This window comes from Fervidobacterium pennivorans DSM 9078, from assembly GCF_000235405.2.
Taxonomy (GTDB): Bacteria; Thermotogota; Thermotogae; order Thermotogales; family Fervidobacteriaceae; genus Fervidobacterium; species Fervidobacterium pennivorans.
Genome location: NC_017095.1, coordinates 306,518 through 331,588 on the forward strand (window position 1 = coordinate 306,518; position 25,071 = coordinate 331,588).

General features: G+C 40.5%; 23 protein-coding genes and 1 riboswitch. Of the genes, 13 read left to right on the forward strand and 10 right to left on the reverse strand.

What is annotated here, in order from left to right; translation table 11 throughout:
• Nucleotides 1-34: 34 nt before the first annotated feature.
• The 4 genes from FERPE_RS01425 to FERPE_RS01440 form a co-directional block, all read right to left on the reverse strand.
• Nucleotides 35-289 (reverse strand): TM1266 family iron-only hydrogenase system putative regulator, encoded by a 255-nt coding sequence (locus tag FERPE_RS01425; RefSeq protein WP_014450899.1) that lies wholly within the window; start codon nucleotides 287-289, stop codon nucleotides 35-37.
• Nucleotides 290-2,041: an NADH-dependent [FeFe] hydrogenase, group A6 gene (locus FERPE_RS01430; protein WP_014450900.1), complete on the reverse strand. Its 1,752-nt coding sequence runs from the start codon at nucleotides 2,039-2,041 to the stop codon at nucleotides 290-292. It abuts the gene before it with no gap.
• Nucleotides 2,042-2,458: 417 nt separating this feature from the next.
• Complete coding sequence (locus FERPE_RS01435) at nucleotides 2,459-4,225, reverse strand: NADH-dependent [FeFe] hydrogenase, group A6 (protein ID WP_014450901.1); 1,767 nt, start codon at nucleotides 4,223-4,225, stop codon at nucleotides 2,459-2,461.
• 214 nt (nucleotides 4,226-4,439) lie between these two features.
• A complete protein-coding gene (locus tag FERPE_RS01440; protein WP_014450902.1) occupies nucleotides 4,440-5,288 on the reverse strand; it encodes a hypothetical protein in 849 nt (282 codons plus the stop codon).
• Nucleotides 5,289-5,538: 250 nt separating this feature from the next.
• On the opposite strand from FERPE_RS01440, the gene FERPE_RS01445 reads away from it, so the two are divergent.
• From FERPE_RS01445 to FERPE_RS01465, 5 genes are all read left to right on the forward strand, one after another.
• Nucleotides 5,539-6,390 carry an HAD-IIA family hydrolase gene (locus FERPE_RS01445; RefSeq protein WP_014450903.1) on the forward strand — a complete coding sequence of 284 codons (852 nt, stop codon included), beginning with the start codon at nucleotides 5,539-5,541 and terminating at the stop codon, nucleotides 6,388-6,390.
• A 29-nt stretch (nucleotides 6,391-6,419) separates the two neighbouring features.
• The gene (locus FERPE_RS01450; RefSeq protein ID WP_014450904.1) at nucleotides 6,420-7,043 is read left to right on the forward strand and encodes a sigma-70 family RNA polymerase sigma factor; all 624 of its coding nucleotides are present in this window, start codon (nucleotides 6,420-6,422) and stop codon (nucleotides 7,041-7,043) included.
• Between the two features lie 32 nt (nucleotides 7,044-7,075).
• On the forward strand, nucleotides 7,076-7,546 hold the full coding sequence (locus tag FERPE_RS01455; protein ID WP_014450905.1) for a YqeG family HAD IIIA-type phosphatase: 471 nt from the start codon (nucleotides 7,076-7,078) through the stop codon (nucleotides 7,544-7,546).
• Nucleotides 7,547-7,679: 133 nt separating this feature from the next.
• Entirely contained in the window at nucleotides 7,680-8,690 is a 1,011-nt protein-coding gene (locus FERPE_RS01460) for a Gfo/Idh/MocA family protein (RefSeq protein ID WP_014450906.1), read from the forward strand.
• 20 nt (nucleotides 8,691-8,710) lie between these two features.
• Nucleotides 8,711-8,995 (forward strand): hypothetical protein, encoded by a 285-nt coding sequence (locus FERPE_RS01465; RefSeq protein WP_014450907.1) that lies wholly within the window; start codon nucleotides 8,711-8,713, stop codon nucleotides 8,993-8,995.
• 70 nt (nucleotides 8,996-9,065) lie between these two features.
• On the opposite strand, the gene FERPE_RS01470 is transcribed toward FERPE_RS01465, so the two are convergent.
• From FERPE_RS01470 to FERPE_RS01495, 6 genes are all read right to left on the reverse strand, one after another.
• Nucleotides 9,066-10,043, reverse strand: coding sequence for a redoxin domain-containing protein (locus FERPE_RS01470; RefSeq protein ID WP_014450908.1), 978 nt, complete (start codon nucleotides 10,041-10,043; stop codon nucleotides 9,066-9,068).
• The gene (locus FERPE_RS01475) at nucleotides 10,040-10,888 is read right to left on the reverse strand and encodes a thiamine pyrophosphate-dependent enzyme (RefSeq protein WP_014450909.1); all 849 of its coding nucleotides are present in this window, start codon (nucleotides 10,886-10,888) and stop codon (nucleotides 10,040-10,042) included. Before FERPE_RS01475 ends, FERPE_RS01470 begins: the two co-directional genes overlap by 4 nt.
• Before the next feature lies 1 nt (nucleotide 10,889).
• Nucleotides 10,890-12,572 (reverse strand): 2-oxoacid:acceptor oxidoreductase subunit alpha, encoded by a 1,683-nt coding sequence (locus tag FERPE_RS01480; RefSeq protein WP_014450910.1) that lies wholly within the window; start codon nucleotides 12,570-12,572, stop codon nucleotides 10,890-10,892.
• Between the two features lie 2 nt (nucleotides 12,573-12,574).
• Nucleotides 12,575-13,147: a 2-oxoacid:acceptor oxidoreductase family protein gene (locus FERPE_RS01485; RefSeq protein ID WP_014450911.1), complete on the reverse strand. Its 573-nt coding sequence runs from the start codon at nucleotides 13,145-13,147 to the stop codon at nucleotides 12,575-12,577.
• The gene (locus FERPE_RS01490) at nucleotides 13,144-14,997 is read right to left on the reverse strand and encodes a thiamine pyrophosphate-dependent enzyme (RefSeq protein ID WP_014450912.1); all 1,854 of its coding nucleotides are present in this window, start codon (nucleotides 14,995-14,997) and stop codon (nucleotides 13,144-13,146) included. The genes FERPE_RS01485 and FERPE_RS01490 overlap by 4 nt, the downstream gene beginning before the upstream one ends.
• A 312-nt stretch (nucleotides 14,998-15,309) precedes the next feature.
• Entirely contained in the window at nucleotides 15,310-17,160 is a 1,851-nt protein-coding gene (locus FERPE_RS01495; RefSeq protein WP_014450913.1) for an ABC transporter substrate-binding protein, read from the reverse strand.
• Nucleotides 17,161-17,538: 378 nt separating this feature from the next.
• Nucleotides 17,539-17,721: riboswitch (cobalamin riboswitch) on the forward strand.
• Between the two features lie 61 nt (nucleotides 17,722-17,782).
• On the opposite strand from FERPE_RS01495, the gene FERPE_RS01500 reads away from it, so the two are divergent.
• The 8 genes from FERPE_RS01500 (at nucleotide 17,783) to dapD (ending at nucleotide 25,071) form a co-directional block, all read left to right on the forward strand.
• A complete protein-coding gene (locus FERPE_RS01500; protein WP_014450914.1) occupies nucleotides 17,783-18,850 on the forward strand; it encodes an ATP-grasp domain-containing protein in 1,068 nt (355 codons plus the stop codon).
• Nucleotides 18,840-19,688 carry a succinate--CoA ligase subunit alpha gene (locus tag FERPE_RS01505; protein ID WP_014450915.1) on the forward strand — a complete coding sequence of 283 codons (849 nt, stop codon included), beginning with the start codon at nucleotides 18,840-18,842 and terminating at the stop codon, nucleotides 19,686-19,688. The genes FERPE_RS01500 and FERPE_RS01505 overlap by 11 nt, the downstream gene beginning before the upstream one ends.
• The gene (locus FERPE_RS01510; protein ID WP_014450916.1) at nucleotides 19,658-20,521 is read left to right on the forward strand and encodes a YitT family protein; all 864 of its coding nucleotides are present in this window, start codon (nucleotides 19,658-19,660) and stop codon (nucleotides 20,519-20,521) included. The genes FERPE_RS01505 and FERPE_RS01510 overlap by 31 nt, the downstream gene beginning before the upstream one ends.
• A 433-nt stretch (nucleotides 20,522-20,954) precedes the next feature.
• Nucleotides 20,955-21,971, forward strand: a complete 1,017-nt coding sequence (locus tag FERPE_RS01515) for an aspartate-semialdehyde dehydrogenase (RefSeq protein ID WP_014450918.1) — start codon at nucleotides 20,955-20,957, stop codon at nucleotides 21,969-21,971.
• On the forward strand, nucleotides 21,958-22,725 hold the full coding sequence (gene dapF, locus FERPE_RS01520) for a diaminopimelate epimerase (protein ID WP_014450919.1): 768 nt from the start codon (nucleotides 21,958-21,960) through the stop codon (nucleotides 22,723-22,725). Before FERPE_RS01515 ends, dapF begins: the two co-directional genes overlap by 14 nt.
• A 19-nt stretch (nucleotides 22,726-22,744) precedes the next feature.
• On the forward strand, nucleotides 22,745-23,626 hold the full coding sequence (gene dapA / locus FERPE_RS01525; RefSeq protein ID WP_041263049.1) for a 4-hydroxy-tetrahydrodipicolinate synthase: 882 nt from the start codon (nucleotides 22,745-22,747) through the stop codon (nucleotides 23,624-23,626).
• A 20-nt stretch (nucleotides 23,627-23,646) separates the two neighbouring features.
• Complete coding sequence (locus tag FERPE_RS01530) at nucleotides 23,647-24,303, forward strand: 4-hydroxy-tetrahydrodipicolinate reductase (RefSeq protein ID WP_041263051.1); 657 nt, start codon at nucleotides 23,647-23,649, stop codon at nucleotides 24,301-24,303.
• A 21-nt stretch (nucleotides 24,304-24,324) separates the two neighbouring features.
• Nucleotides 24,325-25,071 (forward strand): 2,3,4,5-tetrahydropyridine-2,6-dicarboxylate N-acetyltransferase, encoded by a 747-nt coding sequence (gene dapD, locus FERPE_RS01535; protein WP_014450922.1) that lies wholly within the window; start codon nucleotides 24,325-24,327, stop codon nucleotides 25,069-25,071.

A 25,071-nucleotide genomic window follows, 5' to 3' on the forward strand; every position in this document is an offset into this window, starting at 1 on the left:
ACTTTCCACCTCCGAATTTAATCGAATTAATATTTCAGTTTACAGCCACGCTTTTCACTTTCACACCTTTTATATTCCCCAATTTTCCAGTAAATGCTCCCATGTTGTCGTTTGTTGTTTTAACTATGAGAAATACAATAGCTATATTTTCATCCGGAACAGGATACCCTACTCTGAGTTTGATAATATCTGCGTATTGATGGAGAAGCTCATTTACTTTAGAATAAGCGTTTTCTCTGTCATGAACGATTATGTCAACCGTGTAATATCTTTCTTTTTTTTCTTCCATTTACTTCCCTCCTGTTGATTTTTCTTGTCTTCTTTCGGCTTTTGACCTGTCCGTATAGTAAGTGTGCAGATAATGGTGTGCTACGTGACCGTTAGGTTCTCCTACGAATTCTTCGTAAAGTTGAATAATTTCTGGGTTTTCGTGCGAGCGTCTGATAACGCTCATTTCGTCTATGCTGTAGATTGCTCTAGCACGCTTTTTAATAATATCTGGGTCTAAACTCTTAGGTTGGCCACCACCACCGATACATCCACCCATACAAGCCATCACTTCGACAAAGTCGTAATTTCTTTTCCCTTCCTTGATTTCTTTCAGCAATCTCTTCGCGTTTGCAGTTCCATTTACAATTGCAACCTTAAGCTTCCTGGTTTTGAAATCGACCTCTGCTTCTCTGATTCCGTCGAGTCCTCTAACTTCTGAGAAAACGAGTCTTGGTAACTTTTCACCAGTGAACTTTTCATACGCAGTTCTTAATGCTGCTTCCATAACACCACCAGTGACACCAAATATGGCACCTGCACCGGAGGATGCTCCCAGTGGACTATCGTGTTTTTCCTCGGGCAGATTTACAAAGGAAATGCCTTTGAACCTTAGCATCTTTGCAAATTCACGAGTTGTTATTACATAATCTGTAACTTTTATGCCGTTTACAACGTGTTGAGAGCGCTCTATCTCATCTTTTTTTGCTGTGCACGGCATAACAGCTACCATAACGATATTTTCAGGTGCGACTCCAAGTTTCTTTGCAAAATACTCGCGAGTACTACTCATTATTTGCATTGGAGATTTTGTTGTCGATAGGTTTGGTATGAACTCCGGAAACTCTTTTTCAACCATGTTTACCCAACCCGGACAACAGCTTGTGAACATAGGTAATACTCCGCCTTTTGTTAGTCTATGGAGAAGTTCGTGTGCTTCTTCCATTATCGTTAAGTCCGCTCCGAAATTTGTATCAAAAACGTAGTCAAAGCCTAATCTTCTAAGTGCCGCAACCATCTTTCCAGTACTCACAGTTCCTGGTTCCATGCCAAATTCCTCTCCGATTGCCACTCTCACCGAAGGAGCAGTCTGTGCTATAAACACCTTTCCGTTTTTGTTTTCAAGCATGTGTAGTAGTTTTTTCCAAGTTGGAGCTTCGTATATTGCCCCAACGGGACACAAGTAAGCGCATTGCCCACAACTGATACAGTTCGTTTCATAAACAGGCAATCCAAATTCTGTTTCTGGGACTGTTTCATATCCTCGCTCTATCATAGAATATATGTTCATGCCTTGTATCTCACTACACACGCGTACACACCGCTGACATTTTATACATTTTGTTAGGTCTCTGTGAATCGATGGACTGCTTGTGTCTATATACTTGGGGAAACTAACAGAAATCCCAAAGGTAGGTTGAACATCGTACATATGGACAAGTTTTTGGAGTTCGCACCTACCATCAGCTTCACAATACATACATTCGTGTGGATGGTTTGCCATAACTAATTCAAGGTTCAGCTTGACTGCATTTTCAACACGTTCTGTGTTTGTCCGTATTACCATTCCGTCGGCAACTTTGGTTGCGCATGCGGGCTGAAGCGTCTTGAATCCCTCGACCTCTACAACACAAATTCTACAAGCTCCGATGGGCTGAAGTTCAGGATGATGACACAGGGTGGGTATGTGGTATCCAAGTTGTGACGCTACTTCAAGTATTGTTTTCCCTTCTTCAACCTCATGTTTGTCACCGTTGATATAAATTGTAACCATGGTACCCCTCCTTTCATAGCGGAGCTAAAAACAAAAATCCCTCTTTCCTTTACCCAAGGAAAGAGGGACGAATTGATTTTAATAAAGCCCAACTATGTTTGTACAGTGCAAGCCATTATTGCTCAATACAAAGTTTTGCTTTACGATATAATCTCCATCCCTCTTTCCTTGGTGTCAGAGCAATTCGCTCCTTCACCTCAGAAAGCACAAACAAACACTTAGCGAAAATATTCACATGTCGTAAATATTATAACACAAAAACATATGAGTATACAAGTTGAAATTTTGGACTTATTTTTAGAAAAAGACCAATATTGGAAAATGTATGATAACTTTGTGTATTTTTTCACTTTTTCTCCTTCGGATAACAAAAAAGCTGGTGTGCGTAAAGCACACCAGCGCTTCTAAGCGTAAGTTTTAGTTAACCTTTTCAACCTCTTTTTGTTGTTGAGCCTTCCTGACGGCTCTTGACCTATCGGTGTAGTGTGTATGCAACAAGTGGTGTGCGATGTGGCTGTTCGGTTTTTCTAAGAATTCTTCGTAGAGTTTTATGATATCTGGGTTTTCATGTGACCTTCTCAGTACGCTGAGTTCGTCAATGGTGTAAATAGCTTGTGCACGTTTCTTAAGAATATCTGGGTCAAGGCTCTTCGGTTGTCCACCGCCACCGATACAACCACCAAGACACGCCATTATCTCGACAAAGTCGTAGTATCGTTTCCCTTCTTTCATTTCTCTCAGCAATTTTTTCACACTTGCCATACCGTGTGCAATAGCTACTTTGAGTTTTCTTCCTTTAATATCAATTTCTGCTTCTCTTACACCATCCAGGCCTCGTACGCTTTCGAACACAAGTTTCGGTAATTTCTCGCCTGTCAAAACTTCGTAAGCTGTTCTGAGAGCTGCTTCCATAACACCACCAGTCACACCAAAGAGCGCAGCAGCACCTGTTGATGTTCCAAGTGGGCTATCATACTGTTCTTCTGGAAGATTTACGAATGGTATACCTTTGAGTTTAATGAGCTTTCCGAGTTCTCTTGTTGTAATGACGTAATCCGTTACTTTGATACCGTCGACCAATTGTTGTGGTCTTGTTATTTCGTCTTTCTTAGCTGTACATGGCATAATTGATACCATAACTATATCTTCAGGTTTCACACCTATCTTTTGTGCAAAGTATGTTTTGACAACACTACTCATCATCTGTTGTGGGGACTTTGCCGTTGAGAGGTGTTCTCTGAGTTCGGGCCATTCTTTCTCCATTTCGTTTACCCAACCAGGGCAGCAGCTTGTGAACATTGGGAACTTACCGCCGTTTTGGAGCCTTCCAATGAGTTCGTAACCCTCTTCCATAATTGTAAGGTCAGCTGCGAAGTTTGTATCAAATACATAGTCGAAACCAAGTCTTCTAAGTGCAGCAACCATCTTCCCTGTGCTTATGCTTCCGGGTTCCATGCCAAATTCTTCACCTATTGCAACCCTGACAGATGGAGCTGTTTGTGCAACGTAAACTTTGCCGGGTTCCTTGCTGTTTAGCATTTTCCAAACTTTCTTCCAGTCTGGTGCTTCGTAAATAGCTCCTACTGGACACAAGTTGGCACACTGACCGCAGCTTATACAGTCAGTTTCGTAAAGTGGGACGCCGAATTCTGTCTCTGGTAGGGATTCGTAACCACGTTCAATCATTGAGTATATGTTCATACCCTGTATTTCACTACACACTCTCACACATCTCTGACACTTAATACACTTGGACAGGTCTCTGTGAACAGAAGGGCTACTCATATCTATTTCTTTTTCTATGTTAACATTTACACCAAATATAGGTTGAACATCGTACATGTGAACAAGTTTTTGAAGTTCACAGCGCCCATCTGCTTCACAGTACATACATTCGTGGGGATGGTTCGACATTATCAAAGAAAGGTTGAACTTGACTGCGCTTTCTACTCTTTCCGTGTTTGTCTTTATCTTCATTCCATCGGCAACTTTTGTTGTACAAGCAGGTTGGAGCGTTCTTGCCCCCTCAATTTCAACAACACATATTCTACAAGCTCCAATTGGTTCGAGTTCGGGATGGTGACAAAGGGTTGGAATTTTGAAACCTAAATCTGCCGCAGCTTCAAGCACTGTTTTGTTTTCTGGAACTTGATAAGGTTTGTCGTTGATATAGATAGTTACCATCGGCCACCCACCTCCGTATAATGATAGCAAAGAAAAAGTCTAATGCTATTCTACCACATAAGTAAAAATTTCACAAGTGACAAATACTAAAATTCGAAAAGAAAATGAGAGAATTTCTGTTTTATATTTTGAAATTCAGTCCTAATTGCTATTTTTGAGAACATGCAAAACAAAGAAAAAATCATATTTTTCACATGTGTTACCGCAACTGCGATTAGAACTTTGTTGAAAAACTGAGGTAATAATCTGTCGTTATAAATGGAATTGAAATTCTTTGGTCTGGATTAGCGTAAAAAACAATATTGAAATAATTATAAATCCAGTCTGTGAAAGTGTATCCCTGAATCAGTCTGAGTGGACTCTCATGACCGTGCAAAGTTATTCGATACCCGATTTCTATTCCAGAGTATCTGTCGTAATACCATATGCCTCCAAATCTTGCCATCACGTACTGTGATTGCCTTCTTGCTTCTTCCAAAACACTCTGCCAATCTTCGGGCGGCGCTTGTGACTGCCAAACATTTATCAACATACCACCTTCCAGTAGTCCAAAAACTTCAAAGTCCTTGCTAAGTAAGATTCCATTGCTCAAAAAACCACGTGCCACTAGAACTGAAACGTACTCAGACTGACCAGGTAAGAAAATCGTTGCAAGTGCCGATTGCAGATAAGGACGCACGATTATCGGTCCGAGTATTGTGTTGTTGTGAATATGTGCCATATTGAGAAGGATATATGTTTGGAAGCTTGGGTCCACAGCCTCACCAAGATATGCTTTGTTAATAAAGAATGGATCCCACAAGAATGTTTCAAGGTTGAAGACTGTGGATTCTGATGGGAAATAGCGTATTTTGAGATTGAAAGCCCCTACGATATCGAACAGTGGTTGTGTAGAAATTTCCCAGTTGCCAAACGAGTAACCTATAGAGGTAAACTCAACAAACAATCCTTCCTTGTGTGGTGGTACGATGCTCACCACGAAATCTCCACTTTGCACTGCCAAAGAGATACTAAATGCGATGATTAGAAAACTCAGAGCAAGTATTGTTCGCAGTTTCTTCATGTTTTCACCTCCTCGAGAGATTTGAAATGGATGAATCGAAAAATTTGGAATTATTTTTTTCATCCAGCACTTTTTAGACTCTCTCTTTTGTTGGAACGTTCAACAAATTGAACATTTCGTAGGTGCGTCTTAAACTTAAGCAATTATACCACTTACATAGTTATTTCACCAAAAGGTTTCTTCAGTGTGGTATAATAATCAAGAAAGCAACTGCTGATATTGTTTTTAAAACAGTTCGGAGGGATGAATCGTGGATAATGCAAATCAAAACCTCAGTGAGCCTTACGCGGAATTGAAGGAAGGTGCAAAAGAAAGAATTAAAAACTGCGAGCTTTTCATACTTGACATCGATGGGACATTTTATCTAAGCGGAAAACCTTTCGAAGGTTCTCGAAAATTTGTGGATGCTCTTGGAAGATTAGGTAAAAAGCTAGTTTTTCTTACAAACAACTCCAATAGAACGATAGAAAGTTATATCAACGAATTTGAAGAGATGGGAATCAAGCTTGGCAGAAATCAAATAGTTACAGCAGGAGTGGCGACAGCTGAGTATCTTTTAGAGGAATTCGGTCCAAAGCGTGTGTACATTGTTGGAACGGATGATATAAAATACGAATTTCAGAGAGTTGGGCACACAGTTGTAGAAGAAGACCCCGAAGTGGTCGTTGTAACGTTTGATAAGACTCTAACATATGAAAAAATCAAGAAAGCCACACAATTTGTTTCAAAAGGTGCGCTCTTTGTTGTAACTAACCCCGACCTCAATTGTCCTTCATCTGAAGGGCCACTTCCTGATGCAGGTGCAATTGCATCCGCTGTAAGAAAGGCGTCAGGAGTTTATCCCAACATTATTTTTGGGAAACCAGAACCTAAGTTAATCGAGATGGTAATTAGGCACAACAATGTCGGCAAGAATGAGGCTTGTATGGTCGGAGATAGGTTGTACACAGACATACTTGCAGGTATTCAAGCAGGGACTTGGACCGTGTTAGTACTCACTGGAGAAGCTAATATGGAGCAAGTTCAGAAAAGTCCAATAAAACCGCATCTAATCGCAAAGGATATTGGTGTGCTTGCCGATATCCTTCTTGGTGGAATATAGCATAGAAAAGAACTTGCTGGGTATCCTAGATGATAAAATACGCACTTAGGAGTAAGCCTACGGAAAAGCTTGTAGAACTTGCACAAAGTGGTCTGACGGAAGCGATGGACCTTATCATAGAGAAATTTTATCCGATGGTTGTGAGGATAGCCTCACAATTTTATGCTCCTTGGGCGGAATTTGATGATATCGTTCAAAACGGGCTGATAGGACTCATCAAAGCCATATTCTACTATGAACCAGGTAAAAGTTCATTTTCTACATTTGCATGGAGAAGCATAGAATCGGAAGTCAAAACATTTATAACCTACCAAAACAGAAAGAAGAACAAAATGTTATCTGACTCCACAAGCATGGATTCAATCTTTGATGACGTCGACGATGAGCAGATAGATTATTTTGTAGCCGATACGTCAACAACAACGAATGTTGTTAGGAATACAATTCTGAGCATAGTTCATGAAGAGATTCTTGAATCTCTGAAGGAAGACGAGATTAAGATATTCGAGCTTTGGTTGGATGGTTATAGCTACAAAGAGATAGAAGAGCAAGTGGGTGTTAACTTCAAAAAGGTCGACAATACCATTCAGAAGGTGAAGAGAATAATTAGAAGCAGACTCAGTGCTTCAATTCTTCCGTTCTTGGAAGGGTAATCATCGTAGATTAAACAAAGCGAGGGATATGTTTGGCAAAAGTCAAAAAGGTGCAATCCATACATGATATAGATTTTGATAAGCTTTTAAACTCGGGAAAGAGGATTTTTCTGTTTGATTTCGACAATACAATAAACGTATGGCGTTCAACACATGTTCCAGAACAAGCTGCAAAATTATTTGATTATCTCAAATCAAAAGGCGCAGAAATTTATATCGTTTCCAACGGCCGTAAGCGAAACTTGGATTATGAAGTCCCAGTTATTTGGCGTGCATTCAAGCCCTTTGCTTTTAAGGTAAGATTGAAGCTCAACCAGAAACTTAAACGAAAAGAAGAGGTATTGGTCATTGGTGACCAAGTCTTTACGGACGTGCTTTTTGCAAAATTACTCGGAGTTGATGTTATCAAAGTCGAGCCGCTTGATAAGTCAAAGGAAGCGTTTGGGACAAAGATACTGAGGCTTTTTGAAAACATTCTTCATAGATTCATCAAGCAAAGATAACACTTACGGCGCAACCTTTTGGCTAATAGTCCAAAAATTACAGCCCCGGATTCAAAAAATAATACGGCAATAGTTAAGAAACACGGAAAGTTAGATTATCGAGGCTTAAATAATGCCGAACGAGGTGATATGAATGAAGAAAATCCGTTTAGGTATCGTTGGTTGTGGTATTGCTGCTCGTGAGTTGCATTTTCCTGCGTTGAAGGAACTAACAGACAAGTTTGAAATAGTTGCTGTTACGAGTAGAACCAGAGAACATGCTGAGGATTTTGCAAAGTTGGTGTCCGAGACGTTAGGTTCTACTCCGCAGGTATTTAACTCCTACGAAGAATTACTACTCTCAAAGCAAGTTGATGCGGTGGATTTGACCTTACCCATAGAGTTGAACGTGCCTTTCATAAAGCAAGCCGTTGAACATGATTTGCATGTGATTTGTGAAAAACCGATATCAACTGATGTGAAAAGTGGGAAGGAATTAGTTGAGTTCTCACTTCAAACTAACAAGGTGATATACATTGCTGAAAACTACAGGCATGCGTTTAAGTACAATAAGATAAGAGAACTGTTGCACGAAGGAGCTATTGGTCAGCCTATTTTCGTTGACTGGCATCTATGGATTGGTATGGATAAGGAAAACAAGTATGTGAAAACAACTTGGAGACAAATTCCAAAACACATAGGTGGTTTTTTGTCAGATGGCGGGGTTCATCATATCGCCGCACTTAGGGTTATGTTAGGAGACATCGAATGGGTTAGTGGACAAGTCAAACGCATCACAGATTATTTGGGAGACGTTGATTTCCTCTCTACTCTTTTTGAATTCAAAACAGGTGTTGTAGGTAATTATACAGTTAGTTACGCGGTCAAGGGAGAAGAGTATTTCGAGATTGTTGGAACAGAAGGGAAGATAAGATTAACGCCGAATTTAATAGTATTGTCTGGAAAAGTAGACGAAGATATTCCACTTATCCAGGAGAATACGTTCAAGAAGGAATTTGAAGACTTCTACGAGGTTTTGACAACCGAAAAGCCAAATATCCTTGGAAACCCTGCAGAAGCACTCAAGGACCTTGCATTTTTTGAAGCGGCCATCAAGTCGAAAGGTGAAAAGGTAGAGATAGAAAGGTTGATAAAAGAGGCTTAAAAGAGGTTGAACAGATTAGTATGGAAAACAACAAAGACACGATTATCCATGTTTCGTTATTAGATAGAGATGTTCTGCTTACACCTCACGTATACGAACGCATGGTTGAAAGAGGAGTCACTCTGGAAGACCTTGTAAAATTGCTTGAATCAAAAGATTCAATGGCTGTCCTGCAAAAGAATTTCAGGCTCAAAATCACCAACGGCGAAATCAATGCCATATTGCAACTTTCAGGAAAAGTTTTGTATGTTATAACCGTATTCTGGGAAGATAAGAAAAGAGAAAAGAAAGAGATTAACGGATAAGGTATTTGGGATTATCGGGTAAATAATAAAAGACCACCCAGTCGGGTGGTCTTCTTATTCACACATATGCTTATATAAACTTTGCCACTTCTTCGAGCGGTTTTCTTATCCTATTGCCCAGTTCAATTGTTGCATGTTTTTCATTAAGTATATCGAGATTTCCCCAATAACCTACTGCTATTACGGTAATAATTATCCCGTTCAACCCGAATATCTCTTTTATCTTTACAGGGTCATACCCAGCAACTGGATGTGCGACAAGTCCCATCTGTGTTGCTTGGGTTAACAATAATCCAACGGCAGTTCCTGTGTCAAATAGCGAGTAATTTCTCCTGTCGCTCAGTTGACAACCTAATTCATCGTCTGTATAAACGATGAGCATAACCGGTGCTTGCTTCATCCAGTAATTTCCTTCCGAAAGTGTAGAGTGAAGCTTTTCGAGATTCTCTTTTGTTCTCACCACAAGAAATCTCCAAGGTTGTTTGTTCATACATGAAGGTGCCAACTGGGCTGCTTTCAAAAGAGTTTCTATCTTTTCATCTTCAACAGGGTCCGGTCTTATACCTCTAAATGCCCTTCTCACAAGGATATCGTCGTTAAGAGTTTGGTCTTTTTCGATGATTCTTTTGTATTCTTCCAATACTTCTTCCGCATGTCCATTCACACTAACTTTAATCCATTCTCTTCTGATTCTCCCCCAGGGGTCGACTATGAATGTAGACCTTATCAATTTTCCATCTTTTGCTGCACCAAATTGCTCTGCTACTATCTTATCTGGGTCTGAAAGTAATTTTACTCTTAGTCCCTTTTTAGATTTAAAACTTGCGATGGCTTTGCAATCGTCAGGGGATATGCCTATTACATTGCCGTTAAATTCATCGAGAAGTCTTGTGAAATCAATACCCTCGAGTGTACAGCCTGGAGTATTTGCTTTGGGATAGAAATAAACCACTGTATACCTTCCCAAAAGGTTTGTCCAGGAAAAATCTTTTCCTTCTTCATCTTTTAAAGTAAACTGAGGAATGAGTTTATAGCGTGATTGAATCATAACTCCAACCCCCTCAAAGCAACGGGTGTTTTATCAATTTGGTATGGTGCAAGTTGTTCTTCGTAAACGGGCTTGTTTGGGTTCATGTATATCACTCCAAGTGCGAGTTTTGAGGTGTCGGTTGCTATCTTAAATGCAGCTTGTCTGTCAGTTGGGTCGTAGCTATCGGGTAGCAAATATGTGTTCTCTCTGTACCACTGGTATGTGTTAACTTTGTTGAACGTGACACAGGGTTGTAATATATCAATTAAAGCGTATCCTTTGTGTTTTATAGCCATCTTGATAAGTTCTACAGTTAGCTGGAAATTCCCAGAAAAGCTTCTGGCAACAAAAGATGCATCGAGTGCAACAGCAACAGCGATAGGGTTGAATGGGTCAACGATAACTCCATCAAATTGTAGCGTTGTTACCTGTCCGCGTGCGGTTGTTGGTGATGCTTGACCTTTCGTTAACCCGTATATTTGGTTGTCGTGCACTATGTTTGTTATATCTGGATTTTTTCTTATCGTGTGTATGAAATGGTTACCACCTTCACCGTATGTACACCCATCTCCACTTTCGGCAATTACAACAAGGTTCGGGTTAACCATCTTTATAGCAACCGCTGCAGGTAGCGACCTTCCATGCAGTCCGTTAAACATATTAGCTCTAACATACTGAGGCATTTTTGCTGCCTGACCTATACCAGAGACCAACACTACTTGGGTTGGGTCAAGTTGTAACTGTGCAAGAGCCGTTTTTAGTTCATTGATTATTCCAAAATTTCCGCATCCTGGACACCAGGCGATATCAGCATCGGGAATGTCGTAGATTTTTGGGTCAAATGCGGTATTCGTACTGCCCATATTACTCAACCTCCTTAGAAATGGCTTCCATAACCTGTTCAACTGAGAACGGGAAGCCATCGTATTTCAATATTCTTCTTCGGGTGTCTACACCATCAAATGTTAATTTTATAAGATTCGCAAATTGTCCTGCTGCGTTTTGCTCAAGGAATATTACTTTTTGTGCTTTTTTTAGATAACTTTCTGCAATTGGTGGCACAGGGTACACCTGCGAGAAGTGAAGCATCGCTACATCTTTGTTACCAAGCTTTTCAAGTGCTTCTTTGACTATCAATTGAGTGGAGCCCCAAGTGACAATGAGGTATTTGTAGTTCTCACTTCCGAAAAGTTTAGGAGGAACTGCATCTTGGATAATTTTTTCCATCTTTTTCAAGCGCTTTTCAACCATTTTTCTTCTAACTTCCGCACTTTCTGTTATGTGCCCGTACTCATCATGCTCGTCACTATCAACTCTTACCAATCCCTTTCCATAGCCAGGAATACCACGTGGTGATATTCCATCTTCTGTAAGTGTGTATCTTTTGTAATTCTCATCGGTTTTGACAATATAACGTTCTATCTTTACTTGTGGCATTTCATCCACATTGTAGAATGAGTCAAGGAAATACTGGTCGGTGAGGATAAAAACTGGTACCTGATATTTATCAGCCATGTTGAACGCTTTTGCACTGAGCTCATAGGCTTCGCACAAGTTTCCAGGAGCGTAAATGATTCTTGGAAAATCACCATGCCCTGCGTATAAAACAAGGTTCAAATCTCCTTGCTCGGTTCTTGTTGGTAAACCTGTAGCTGGTCCTGGTCTTTGACCGAGGTGCACGACTATCGGTGTTTCAATCATACCCGACAAACTGATGGCTTCTGTCATCAGTGCAAAACCACCACCGGAGGTTGATACCATTGCACGAGCTCCTGCGTACCATGCAGCAATTGCCATATTGGCAGCAGCTATTTCATCTTCTGCTTGGTCAACAAGTATACCGTATTGTTTTGATAATCTTGATAGTTCTGTAAATACCGTTGTTGCTGGTGACATAGGGTAAGATGATATGAAATTACAACCGCCGGCTATGGCACCTTTTGCAACCGCCTCAGAACCGTTTAGAAGGTATTGCTTTTTCACTTGTTCGGAGGGTATTATTTCGAACCTCAGTCCAAGAGATTTTCCAATTTCGTAACCTTTTAGAGCTGCATTAATGTTTGCCTTAACTACCTCTTCGGACTTCTTAGAAAAGTACGCTTTTATATTGTTAACCAAGGCATCTTCCTCGGCCTTTATAATCCCAGCCAGGATACCTATCGCTACTGAGTTTTCGTATATCTTGTTACCAAAACTTTCTGCAATCTCTTCAAGTAGGATGCCTATAGAGTTCTTTTCATTTTCAACGTATTTCTTTTCACCAAGGATAATCGTTTCTTCCGTAATACGTGGTCTCAGCCGTTCGATTGCGTTATCATTGAGAGGAACTAATACATCGATTCGGTCCACGTAAGCTTTTACTGGTTGCGATGATATACGTATCTCCGTTGAGTTATTGCCTCCACGCACCCTTGACATATATTCTTTTGTTGCAAAGACATGGAATCCCGAATCCTTTGCTACCCTTGTTAGAATGTGTTCTACAGCTTGAACACCTTGTCCTGCAGCACCGCTTAATACAATTGAAATCTCACTTTTCTTCTCCATACTCATATCGCCTCCAAAATCCTTTCAAATATCTCTTTATTCGCAGTATAAATTCGTTCATTCATTAAATCTTCCATAGCCATCAGATAATGTTTAGGTTCGACACCAGGTATAAGGTTGTTTCTTGCAACTACCCCGAGTAGTGCGATGTTTTGCATACGTGCATCTGGCAAATCGTATTTGACTTTGTATACCTTTATGCCTCGCGTGTTAGCTACGTTTTCAATTTCTTCTTCCTTTATTTCACCTTCTTTGCCTAATCTTACAGGTAACGGTTGCCACGATGTGTTGTAATAAACAAGAGTACATCCATCTTTCAGATAGTTAAGTGCACGTGCAGCTTCGTGTCTTTCAAGTGCAAGTGCCAAATCAACATCTCCAGGTATTACAAGTGGGGAGTTCGCTTCTCCGATTCTAATGTGCGAAGAAACAATACCTCCTCTTTGGGCTAAACCGTGGGTATCAACGCCTATGCATTTTTGACCACTGTAATCGATGGCACGAATCAGTACTTCGCTCAACAGCCCTATTCCCTGTCCGCCAACGCCTATGAGGAATATGTCAAACTTTTTCATTTCGCATCACCACCTGATACCACTTTCTCAAACTCCAACGCTCCAGATGGACAAACAACCATACATGAACCATCGCCAATACAGAGGTCTTCGTGGACAAAGATGCTTCCATCATCCGCTCTTTGGAACGATGGGCATGCGAATTTGGTTATACACACACCGGCAAGTGTGCATCTGTTAGTTACCTTCATCTGAGGTACTTTTATAACACCCTTCCTTCTTCTTTCTCTTGTGAATTTCAACATACATGGATGTTTTGCAATAACAACGTTGAATTCTCTTGTTTCAAGAGCTGTTCGCAAGACCTCTTCAAGTTTATCTTGTTGGTACGTATCGACTTCCCAAATATGTTTCACACCGATAGCTTCGAGAATCTGTCGAATTTTCATTGTTTTTCCTGGATGGTCTTGATGACCGGTCATGGCTGTTGTCCCGTTTTCCATTATAACTAGTGTAAAGTTGTGCTTATTGAACACAGCGTTTATAATTCCAGGTATTCCAGCGTGGAAGAATGTGGAATCTCCGAGGAATGCAACAACTTTTCTATCAGGGTTGAACATGCTAAGACCAGATGCCGTTCCTGTTGAGTGTCCCATCGATAGTAGGACTTGTCCCACGTTGTAAGGTTCCAAAAATCCGAGTGTATGACACCCGATATCCGCCACGGATATATCTTTTTCTCTTAAAATTTTTGAGAGAATATAGAAAACAGGTCTGTGACCACAACCCGGACAAAGTTGTGGTGGACGGTTTAGAACTCGCATTGTGTTGTTTGGAACCTTGATATTTCTGAGCAACTCTGGTGCAAATTTCGAAAGAACTGAATAAACTTTTTCTGGAGTGTACTCCCCAATCCAGTCCTCCAAGTCCATTTTTCCAACAATTCTTACATCTATTCTTTCTTCAAAGGCAATCGCTTTCACCTTTTCTTCGATGAAATCATCTAACTCTTCCAGAACTTTCACTATTTTGTGCTTTTTAAGAAATTCTGTTATTGCCTTCCTTGGTAATGGGTAGACCATGCCAAGTCTTAAAATGTCTACTCTTTTCACATTTTCTCCCAGCACATCGAGCAATGAAAGGTAAGGAAGTCCAGCCGTTATAATTCCTATCTCACTCCCGTTGTTTGTTATAAAAGCGTATTTTTCCGAAATCTCAGCCCACATTTGCAATTTTTCAAGCGCTCTTCTTTTCATTATTGGAACATTTTGAGCTATCGGAATGTATGGACCGTTATTTTTAACATCAAAGACAGGGGAACCTAGCGGTGAGGGAATAAACGTTCCAAAGTTGACTTTTTGTTTGAAGTGAGCAGTGTGGGTTGTTAAGCGCAGAATTACAGGGGAACGTAGCTTTTTGGAGTATTCGACAGCTTGTTTGAACATCTCGTAGACCTCTTGTGCGTCTTTCGGTTCAAAGACAGGGGTGTAGGAAAGCCTTGCGTAATGTCGGTTATCTTGCTCATTTTGTGAACTGTTCGCACCCGGGTCATCGCCTGTTACAATTACCATCCCACCAGGGATTTCCATCATGCTTAGCTGGACAAAAGAATCGGCAACCACGTTCATACCGACACTTTTGAAAAACACACATGAGGTAAATCCGTTAACTGCTGCACCAAACGCTACTTCTAAAGCTACCTTTTCGTTTGTTGAAAACTCAAAATACAGCGGATTTTTGTCTTTTGGTATGGAATTTATCGCTTCGGCTATCTCAGGTGTGGGCGAACCAGGATATGACGTTACCACTCTTACACCGCTTTCAATCATTGCCCTCACAATTGCAGTGTTTCCAATAACAATTTCCGAAAAAGGACCAGGCTGGACTAACAACTCTCCTAAACTTTTCATCTAACCACCTCTCATAGTAAAGATGTAAGTGAATTAGGTTTAACTTATTATAACATAAAAAGATAGACTTTGTCCACATATGTATTTTACACAATTTATTTAGATATTCGATGAAAAGTAAAACAACAAATAATTGAGCAATAAGGAGAAACTACAGTGATACCGACAGATAATTCAAAAGATTAAAGGCGCATCATTAGATTTTTTCGTTAATCAGTCCTTCACCTTACCGCTATGCTGATGTTTGGCACGTAAAAAAAAAACACAGGTCACCTTTCGGTGACCTGTGTTTCGAATTCTTATGTACTCTAATCATTGTTTTTTGTAAAGTGTGAAGAAGTCGTGACCTGGTCTCATTGGGTTGTAGTACCAACCTTTAACCCATGTTCTGAAAACATACGTCGCAGTTGGTTGATAGAGTGGGACACTGAGACAATTGTCAACAACAAATTTTTGAATCTGCGCATAGAGTTTTCCTCTAACTTGTGCGTCTGTCTCTGCTGCAGCATTTTCAGTAAGTTGGTCAAGGCTCTTTCCACCCAGTTCTTTTCTTGGAGTGCTCACAAATTTTTTGAATGCCTCTCCCTGTCTATCTGCGTAATCTCCCATACTGTGGTAGTGTGTGAATATGAAGTTATCTGGGTCTGGAAAGTCCGCTTGCCATGCGTTTATGGAAACCGGAATTTCTCCGTTCTGTGTTGCATCAAGGAAATTGGGCCACTGAAGTGGTTGAACTTCAATTTTAACCTTTCCAGGTGCTGCCATTTCCATGTACATCTTTATCATTTCTGCAACTCGTTGCCTTGCTGTGTTACCTTCGTTGAACGCGATGCTGAATTTAATACCTTTCTGCCAAGCTTGTCCGTTCCAAGCCTTTTGTAGGTACATTTTTACTTCGTTCAAACTGAACTTGTAAAGTGGTAATGAAGGGTCGTAACCTAGCAAGCCTTGTGGTAAAGCTGTTGGAACTCTTTTACCAGAACCTTTTAGCACTTCCTGGATAAGTGCATCGTAATTGATAGCTGCGGCAACCGCTTTTCTTGCATTAATATCACTGAAGAAGTTAGGTGGTATTCCGTTTCCATCAAGCTTTCCACTACCTATGAATTTGCTGTTAGGGTTAACTGACCAGTTGAACAACAGAACCGTAACAGCAAGCGTTGGAAGGTTTCTTATTATTTGGATATCTTTGTTTGAGCTAAGTTGGTCAACAAATTCAATTGCGACGTCAATAGTATCTGCATCACCTTTTTCGAGCATTGCTTTTCTTGTTGACCACTCAGGAATTGCCCAAATTATTACTTTCTTAATCTTTGCTGGTCCTCTCCAATAATTCTCATTTGCAACGAGAATTACTTTTTGTTGTTTTCTGTCCCATTCTACAAGTTTGTACGGACCTGTTCCAATTGCATAAGAATAGAGTGGTGACTGTTCTTTCGTAACATCTTTGTATTTCCACCATGTGTCTGGTTTACCATCCCAAAGTCCAATTTTCACACATGTTTCCTTGTCAAGTATTGCTGCCCAGTGTGAGCTCTGTGCGATGATGTTGAGGAAAGGAGCATATGGTCTCTTGAGCTTAATTACCACATTATCTCCTTGAACTTGGATCGCCGGGTCAATGACTTGCTTGTAAAAATTAACAAGTTTTTCTCTATATTCTGGTTTTGGCTGCCCATTCTGGTCGAATATTTCGCTAACAGGCTTTCCAACAAACTGTTCAATAGCTTCGTCTCTCGAATGGAAACCAAAGATAGCATACCAGAGCATCCACATTGGACCACCATCTGGGTCGTAAAGAAGACCGCGTTCAAATGAATACTTCACATCTTCTGGGGTAAGTGGATTACCGTTGTGGAATTTTACACCCTTTCTAATTGGAAAAATATACGTTTTTCCACCATCTTTAATGAGTCCGTTCTTGACAGTTGGAACTTCCGTAGCAAGTCTCGGCTCAAACTCGCTAACGCTTTGACCTTTGTAGGCTATGAGGTTTTCATAGATATTGTAGAGTACTTCACCGCTTGTTGTGTCATATGCTAGATGGGGATCAAGCGTGTCTGGTTCACCTATGGTTGCTTCAACAAATACTGTTGGGTCGAAAGCTGCAAGTAGGAGAATAGAGGCAAATACAAGTAGCGAGAGTGCCAGTGACTTTTTCATGTGACTTCCTCCTCTCAGTGTAGTGTCTGATGTTTGAAAAATAGTGTCCCTTGCAGCTTCCCCCCTCTTTAGCAAAAATAATTATATTTGGTTTTTAAATGCGGGTCAATCGCTATGCTTGTAAATATTGATTTTACTTTGCTTTCTATTGATAAACTTAGATTAAGATAGCGTTTATTTTTTCGATACTGTGCGTGCTGGGAAATTCTTTCTGCTTTATAGAGTTAACGGAACAAAAGCAAAACGTGAAAATAATTAAATGTTGTCGTTTAACAGCTATTAATAGCCTCAAAAGGTCATTAGTTTGGGGTTGATTTTTGCAAACGAGTAAGTTAGCATTTTTGTTGGATAATAAGAATTTTAAATCACAAAAATTTAATACTCCCTCCCCTTAAAGGTGCACTTACGTGCTTAAAAGGGAACTCCGGTGAAAATCCGGGACGGTCGGGCCACCGTGAGTGGGGACGAAACCTGCAAAATGCCACTGGCTTTAATGCTGGGAAGGCGCAGGGAGTAGGGTGATCCACGAGTCGGGAGACCTGCCTTTAAGGGAATGGGTGCCCCAAAAACCATCGATTTTTGGGGGTATTTTTCTTTAAATCTCGAAAGGGGGTAGAAAGGTATGAAGATTCACGAGTATTTGGCAAAGGATATCCTGAGGGCGGAAAAAGTAAGAGTACCAAGAAGCTATTTGGTAACATCCGAAGAACTAGCAGAAGAAAAGTCTTTAAGGAAGTGCTTGGAAAGGCTCGGTTTTCCGCAGGTCCTTAAAGCTCAAGTATTAGTTGGTGGGAGGATGAAAGCCGGCGGAATTGTGGTCGCCGAAAATTTGGAAAAAAGTCTCGAAGGTATTAGGAAGATTTTGGGGATGAAGATAAAAGGAGAGGAACCCTACGGAGTATTAGTTGAAGAATACATTCCGCATGACACTGAGAGATACATTTCACTTTCAATCGACAGAAATGTCAGAGACGTTGTGTTTGTGTATTCTGAGGTTGGTGGTGTGGACATAGAAGAATTTGCATCGAAATATCCAGACAAAGTGCTGCGTACAAGCAACATACGAGAACTTCCCAAAGACCTTCAGGAATTTGCGAAGCAGTTGTACGATATATTCGTAAGATACGATTTAACGTTGCTCGAGATTAATCCTTTTGTTTTTAAAGACGGAGATTTTTACGCGTTAGATGCCGTGTTTCATGTGGATGACAGTGCGCTGTATAGACAATTGTGGGCATATGAGGATACTGAAGAAACAAATTCTTTCGTGCCGTTTGAAAATGGAGAAATTGGCGTGATTGGCTGTGGTGCAGGGATTGTTATGGCAACGATAGATATACTTGTTGAGCATGGTTACAAACCAGCTAATTTTTGTGATTTGGGCGGTGGTGCAACAATGGAAAGTGTTTACGAGGCGTTGAAAAAAGTCATGTCTTTGTGTAGTAAAGCAGTTTTGAATATCTTTGGGGGCATCACCGATTGTTTGGAAATAGCCAAAGGCGTTGTGAATTTTAAAGAAGAAGACCCAGATTTCGAAATTTATATTAGGTTGTCTGGAAACAACGAATTTCTGGCAAAAGAATTATTAAAAAAGCACGGAATTTATGCTGTTGACGATATGAAAGATTTAATTGAAAGACTTCAAGAAGATGAGAAGGTTCAAAAGAGGGGTGTTAACGATGTTTTTTAAAACAAATACAGTTTGTGTTTACGGCGGAACAGGAAGATATGGAAGTTATCACCTCAAAAGGATGATTGAATACGGGACGAATGTAGTATGTGTGGTGAGTAAGAACAAACATATACAACGCATGGATGGTGTGCCAGTCTATCAAAGCCTCAGTGAGAGTTTTGAAAAGCCAGACACTGCTATTTTTTTCGTTCCGCCACAGAATGTTTTGGAAGCGTTTAAAGATGCTGTTGACAATGGTGTGGTAAACCATGTAATAATAACTGAACATGTTCCTGTTCACGATACGATAAAGATGTTGAAATTGGCAAAAGAAAAAGGAGCTAGAATAGTTGGTCCTAATTGCCCAGGTGTTATTAACCCACACGAGCGAGTTAAGGTCGGTATTATGCCAGAAAAGTATTTTAAAGCAGGTGATGTAGCTATCATTTCAAGAAGCGGTACGTTGATGTATGAAACAGCAAAACATCTCAGCGAGGGTCCAGGCGTTGGCGCAGCACTTGGGTTGGGTGGAGACCCAATTGTTGGGACAACTGTTTCAGAGGCTTTTGAAATAGTAAAAAATATAGGTTATGAAAAAGTTCTCTTGATTGGTGAAATTGGTGGTGAAGATGAGGTAAGAGGTGTTGAGCACGCAATAAAAATAGGGTTCTCTCCAGAAAACATCGTTGCTTTCTTTGCAGGTAGACATGCTCCAGAAGGGAAACGTATGGGGCATGCGGGAGCAATTATTGAAGGAGAAAGGGGAAAAGTTTCTTTTAAGGAACGAAGACTAAAGGAATTAGGAGTTAAGGTGGTGAAATTTCCGTGGGAAGTAAGAGACGCTTGGAGAAATTGATAAAAGAATATTTCCTCTCTTCATTTGGAGTGCTACTCACAGCCCTTGGATTGGTTATTTTTCTAATTCCTAACAACATTGCAGCTGGTGGAGCATCAGGTCTTGCAATTGTCTTGAACAGATTAATCCCGCTTTCGGTGGGGATATGGATGTATATTATCAATGTTGCCCTTTTTCTGACAGCATTCCTGATAATAGGATTTGACTTCAGTTTTAAAACAATATACTGCACTTTTTTGTTGAATTTTTTGATAGATTTCTTCGATAGAATAGTGCCTATTTACAAGTATCAAGGCAAAGATGTGATTCTTGCTGTATTCTTTGGGGATATACTAACTGCCATTGGTATGGCTATCGCTTTTTCCCAAAATGCCTCAACAGGCGGGACTGATATTATCGCAAAAATATTGAATAAATTTTTTGGGGCACCATTCGGTATGTCAATTTTATTTATCGACTTTGCCATAGGTCTTGCCGCAGGGCTTGTTTACAACATTGATACGGGTTTGTATTCGATACTTGCCATAATAGTCAACGGAACAACTATTGACTTTGTAATGAAAGGTTTGGAACTTTCTGTAAACGTATGGGTCGTTTCCGAGAGAATTGACGAAATCAGGGATTTTGTCTTATCGGAATTAGGTAGAGGTTGCACTGTCTTCGAAGCCAAAGGAGGGTATACTAATCTGCCACGTAATGTGTTGTTGGTTGTCTTGAAAAGACGAGAACTTCATGAATTGGTCAACGCAATCAGAAATGTCGATCCAAAAGCTTTCTTTCTTGTGAACGAGGCGAGGTTTGTTTACGGAGAAGGTTTCAAAGAGATTGTATAGTAAATCCCTTCCCATGCTCTTTGCTCATAGTTTTTGCCCTCCTTTAACGGAGGGCTTTTTTAGTTAAAATCATGTATTGACAAGATATGGTAGTCTTGTGATATAATATGGACAAATAAGCTGCCTAAGAAATAGCAAGAAAAAACGAGTAAAACAGAGATTTAATGAAATTTAGTCGGGAGGACGTCATAGCGTGTTTGATTATTTGAATTTATCAGCTGAAAACATCATGAATATTGAAATCAATATGAAATCTAAAGCTAAACGCAGCTGCCCGCTTTATGGTGGTCAGCTTGCGTTTGGCTTGGGATAAAAACCCACGCAAGCAAGTAACAAAAGACTACCATAAGCGGGCTACAGTGAAAAACTGTAGCCCGCTTTTTTATTAGGCTTATGAATACTTCAATCCATCATAAAAAAGGAGGTATTTTCTATGGGGTTCAAGGTCGGTGTTGTAGGTGCAACAGGAGCAGTTGGAAGAACGATGGTCGAGGTTCTTGAAAAAAGCGGGGTTCCAGTTTCTGAACTCAGGCTCTTTGCATCGGAAAGGTCAGCCGGTCAAACTCTAACGTTCAAAGGTGTGCAAGTGAAGGTCGAGGTTCTCACGGAAGAAGCTATGAGGGAAGGTTTTGACTATTTACTTTTCTCAGTTGGTGCAGATGTTTCAAGAAGATATGCACCAATTGCAGCAGAAGCGGGAACAACGGTAATTGATAACTCATCTGCATTCAGGATGGTCCCAGAAATTCCGCTTGTCGTTCCGGAAATAAACGGAAAACTGTTAAAGGGATACCGTGGAATTGTTGCAAATCCGAATTGTTCAACTATTCAAATGGTTTTAGCGCTTTACAGGGTGCATGACAGATACCATTTACACGAGATATTTGTTTCAACATACCAGGCAGTTTCCGGGGCAGGTCACAAGGCTATTGTTGAATACGAAAGGCAACTTGCCGGTGATACAACATATACGGTTTTCCCAAAACAGATAGCCCACAACGTCATTCCACTCATAGGTGATTTAAAAGATGATATATCTCAAGAGGAGTGGAAGATGATAAACGAAACAAGGAAAATATTGAATTCAAGGTCTATAGCCGTATTCCCAACAACTGTAAGGGTTCCTGTTAGGGTGGGACATTCGGAAAGTATTGTAGCTCGAACTCTCTTCCCAATAATGTCAAAAGAAGACTTAGTAGAAACTATTGCTTCAGGTGAGGATGTAGTAGTTCATGACTATATCATTACACCAATAGAAGTAGCTGGTGATGACTATGTCCACGTTAGTAGAATAAGGCTGTTTGATGCGCACACATTTGGATTGTGGGTTGTAGCTGACAATCTGAGAGTTGGAGCTGCAACGAATGCCGTTAGGATTTTGAAGCTACACAGTCAATTGAATTCTGACTTGATTGTCGAAAGCGAGGCGGAGGAAGTTGAGGGAAGATGAGTTAAGAAAGCTCGGGGTTGATTTAATTTGCAAATACTCAGCAACAGGTAATACTTTCGTCGTTGTCGATGCGACAAAGACAACTCTAAACGATGTAGAAAAGGAAAAGATTGTGCTTGAGGTTGTCGAAGAGAGGGATGGAGTTATCTTTGTTGAACGACATAGTAATCGGTTCTTTATGGATTATTTTAACAGAGATGGTAAACGAGCAACCTTTTGTGGAAATGGAGCAAGAACGTTTTTGAAATTTCTCTCAGATTATTTCAACGTTTTTGGAAAAGTTAGCTTGGAAACAAACGCAGGTGTGCTTAATGGATACATTGGAGAGAAAATTTTTGTCCAAATGCCAGACCCTGTTGTTAATTATTTCGTGCCTCAAGAAGAACTTTCAGGTTTTGAAGGAATACTGATTACAGTAGGCGTACCCCACCTTGTTATGAACGTTGGAAAAGCAATCTGGGGGTTTGATATGGAAATCGCAAGGTTGCTTAGACATAAGTTCGATGCCAATGTTAATTTGTTTAATGTCTTAGATTCAAGTACGTTTGAGATTAGGACGTTTGAACGTGGTGTTGAAAGAGAAACGTTATCCTGTGGCTCAGGAACGACGGCTACGGCATATTTTGTTAAGTATTATATTCTTCAAGATAACAGGATACCAGATAGGTTAACGGCCCAAACAAAAGGCGGAATTCTCAATGTGCTTTTTGAGACTGATGGAATATATTTGGAAGGGGGAGTCGAACATGAGTAATTCATCAGGTCAGATGCGTATGTTTCATGGAGTTGGAACTGCGATAGTAACACCGTTCATGAACGGTGAGGTTGATTACGAAAGTTACAAAAGGATTGTGAGATGGCAGATTGAAAGTGGTGTAAGCGCTATTATCGTTGCCGGAACAACAGGTGAAGGTGCTACTTTGACGGTTGAAGAAAGAGAGCGTTTGACAGCATTAACTAAAGAGATTTGTGAAGGTAAAGCTCAAGTTATTGTTGGAACCGGGACCAACGATACGAAAAAGACTTTAGAACTCTCTTTGAGTGCGCAAAAGTTTGGTGCTGATGGTGTATTAATAGTTACTCCTTACTACAACAAACCTACACAGGAAGGTCTTTACGCACACTACAAGTATCTATCAGAAAGACTTGATGTCCCAATTATCATTTACAACGTTCCTTCTCGAACCGGAGTGAATATATCGCCTGAGACCGTGGCACGCTTAGCAGTGGAGTGTCGAAATATAAAAGCGATAAAGGAGGCTAATCCTGATGTTGCTCAGTCTGATGAAATTTACAGACTGACAAAGGACCTCGATTTTTACATCTACTCAGGAAACGATGATAGAGCATTTCATATGATATGCGCAGGTGCCAAGGGAGTAATATCTGTAGCTTCGAACGTTGTTCCCACTCGGATTGTAGAGATGGTCAATGCAATCTTTTCAGGTGACATCTCAAAAGCCCTCAAAATTCACACGCAGCTTATCCCATTGTTCAAAGCCCTCTTTATAGAAACCAACCCACTTCCTGTTAAAGCAGCTATGCACTTGTTGGGATTAATGGAAAACGAATTCAGACTACCGCTTGTTCCACCAAAAGAATCAACTGTGGAAAGACTAAGGGTGATTCTTAAGGACCTGGGGGCGATAGAATGAATAGACTAAACACAGTGAAGATAAGATACGGTTTAGTGGGTGCAAACGGGAAAATGGGTGCGGAGATTCAAAGTTATTTCTCTTCGTTAGGTGATTTGTGCGTTTTGAGAAAAGATATGGGGGTTTTTGAGGAAATCGAGCGACCGCAAGTGATAATTGATTTTTCATCCCCTGATGCTGTTTTTGAAACAATTGAACTGTGCAGGAAATTCAACTGCGGACTTGTGATAGGGACAACTGCTCTGTCCGAGGAACATTTTGCAAAGCTAAAAGAATTGGCTGAACATGTCCCCGTGGTTCAGAGTTATAACTTTTCAACAGGAATCGCAATTTTAAGAAGAATTATAAAGGAATACGCGTCTTACTTCGAAGATTGGGATGCAGCTATGGTTGAAATTCACCATAATATGAAAAAGGACGCTCCTTCTGGTACTGCCAAGATGCTTAAACAAGCATTGGGACGAGATATACCTATAAGTTCCATAAGGGTTGGAGGTGTTTTTGGTGAACATACGTTGATTTTTTCTAACTCAGGTGAAACTGTTGAAATCACACATAGAGCCTTATCACGAAGGGCGTTTGCAATAGGGGTAAGGAACGCAGCGCTGTTTGTTCTGGAAAAGGAAAAGGGATTTTTTAGCTATGATGACGTTTTGGAATCTGCGCAAGCCAGATAATTGGTGTGTGGAGGGGTTAGGATGGGTATTAAAAAGAGTGTAAGAGAATTAACAAGTGAAGAAATTATCGAGATTATTGCGAAAAGCAAGAAAAAGGACTTAGTAAGGGTGTACATTTCTGGGGTTCTAGATGGCATTGATTTTGGCAAGTACAAATCTGAAGAAGTTGAATTTGATTTCGTTGTTGGAAAAGATTTTGGAGTGCTTTTTGGAGATTTTGAAGTCATCTCACAGGTGCTTAGGAATGAAGGAATTGAAAAATACAAAGTGGAGTACGTTGCTAGGAATTCGGCGATTCCGCTGGCAGATATATCCCAATTCAACGCGAGGATAGAACCAGGTGCAATTATCCGCGAGCTCGTTGAAATTGGTGAAAAAGCGGTTGTAATGATGGGAGCTGTAATCAATATCGGCGCTGTAATTGGTGAAGGGACAATGGTTGATATGAACGCTGTAATTGGTGCACGAGCTCGAATTGGAAAGTATTGTCATATAGGTGCTGGTGCGGTTGTGGCGGGCGTTGTTGAACCACCAAGTGCAACACCTGTTATCATTGAGGACTATGTTCTTGTTGGTGCAAACGCTGTGATTTTAGAAGGTGTAAGAGTAGGTCATCATGCTGTTGTTGCCGCCGGTGCGGTTGTCGTTGATGATGTGGAACCTTACACTGTTGTTGCAGGCATTCCAGCTAAGGCAATCAAAAAGGTCGATGAAAAGACAGCTAATAAGACACAAATTTTGGAAAGTCTCAGAGAAATTAACAGATAA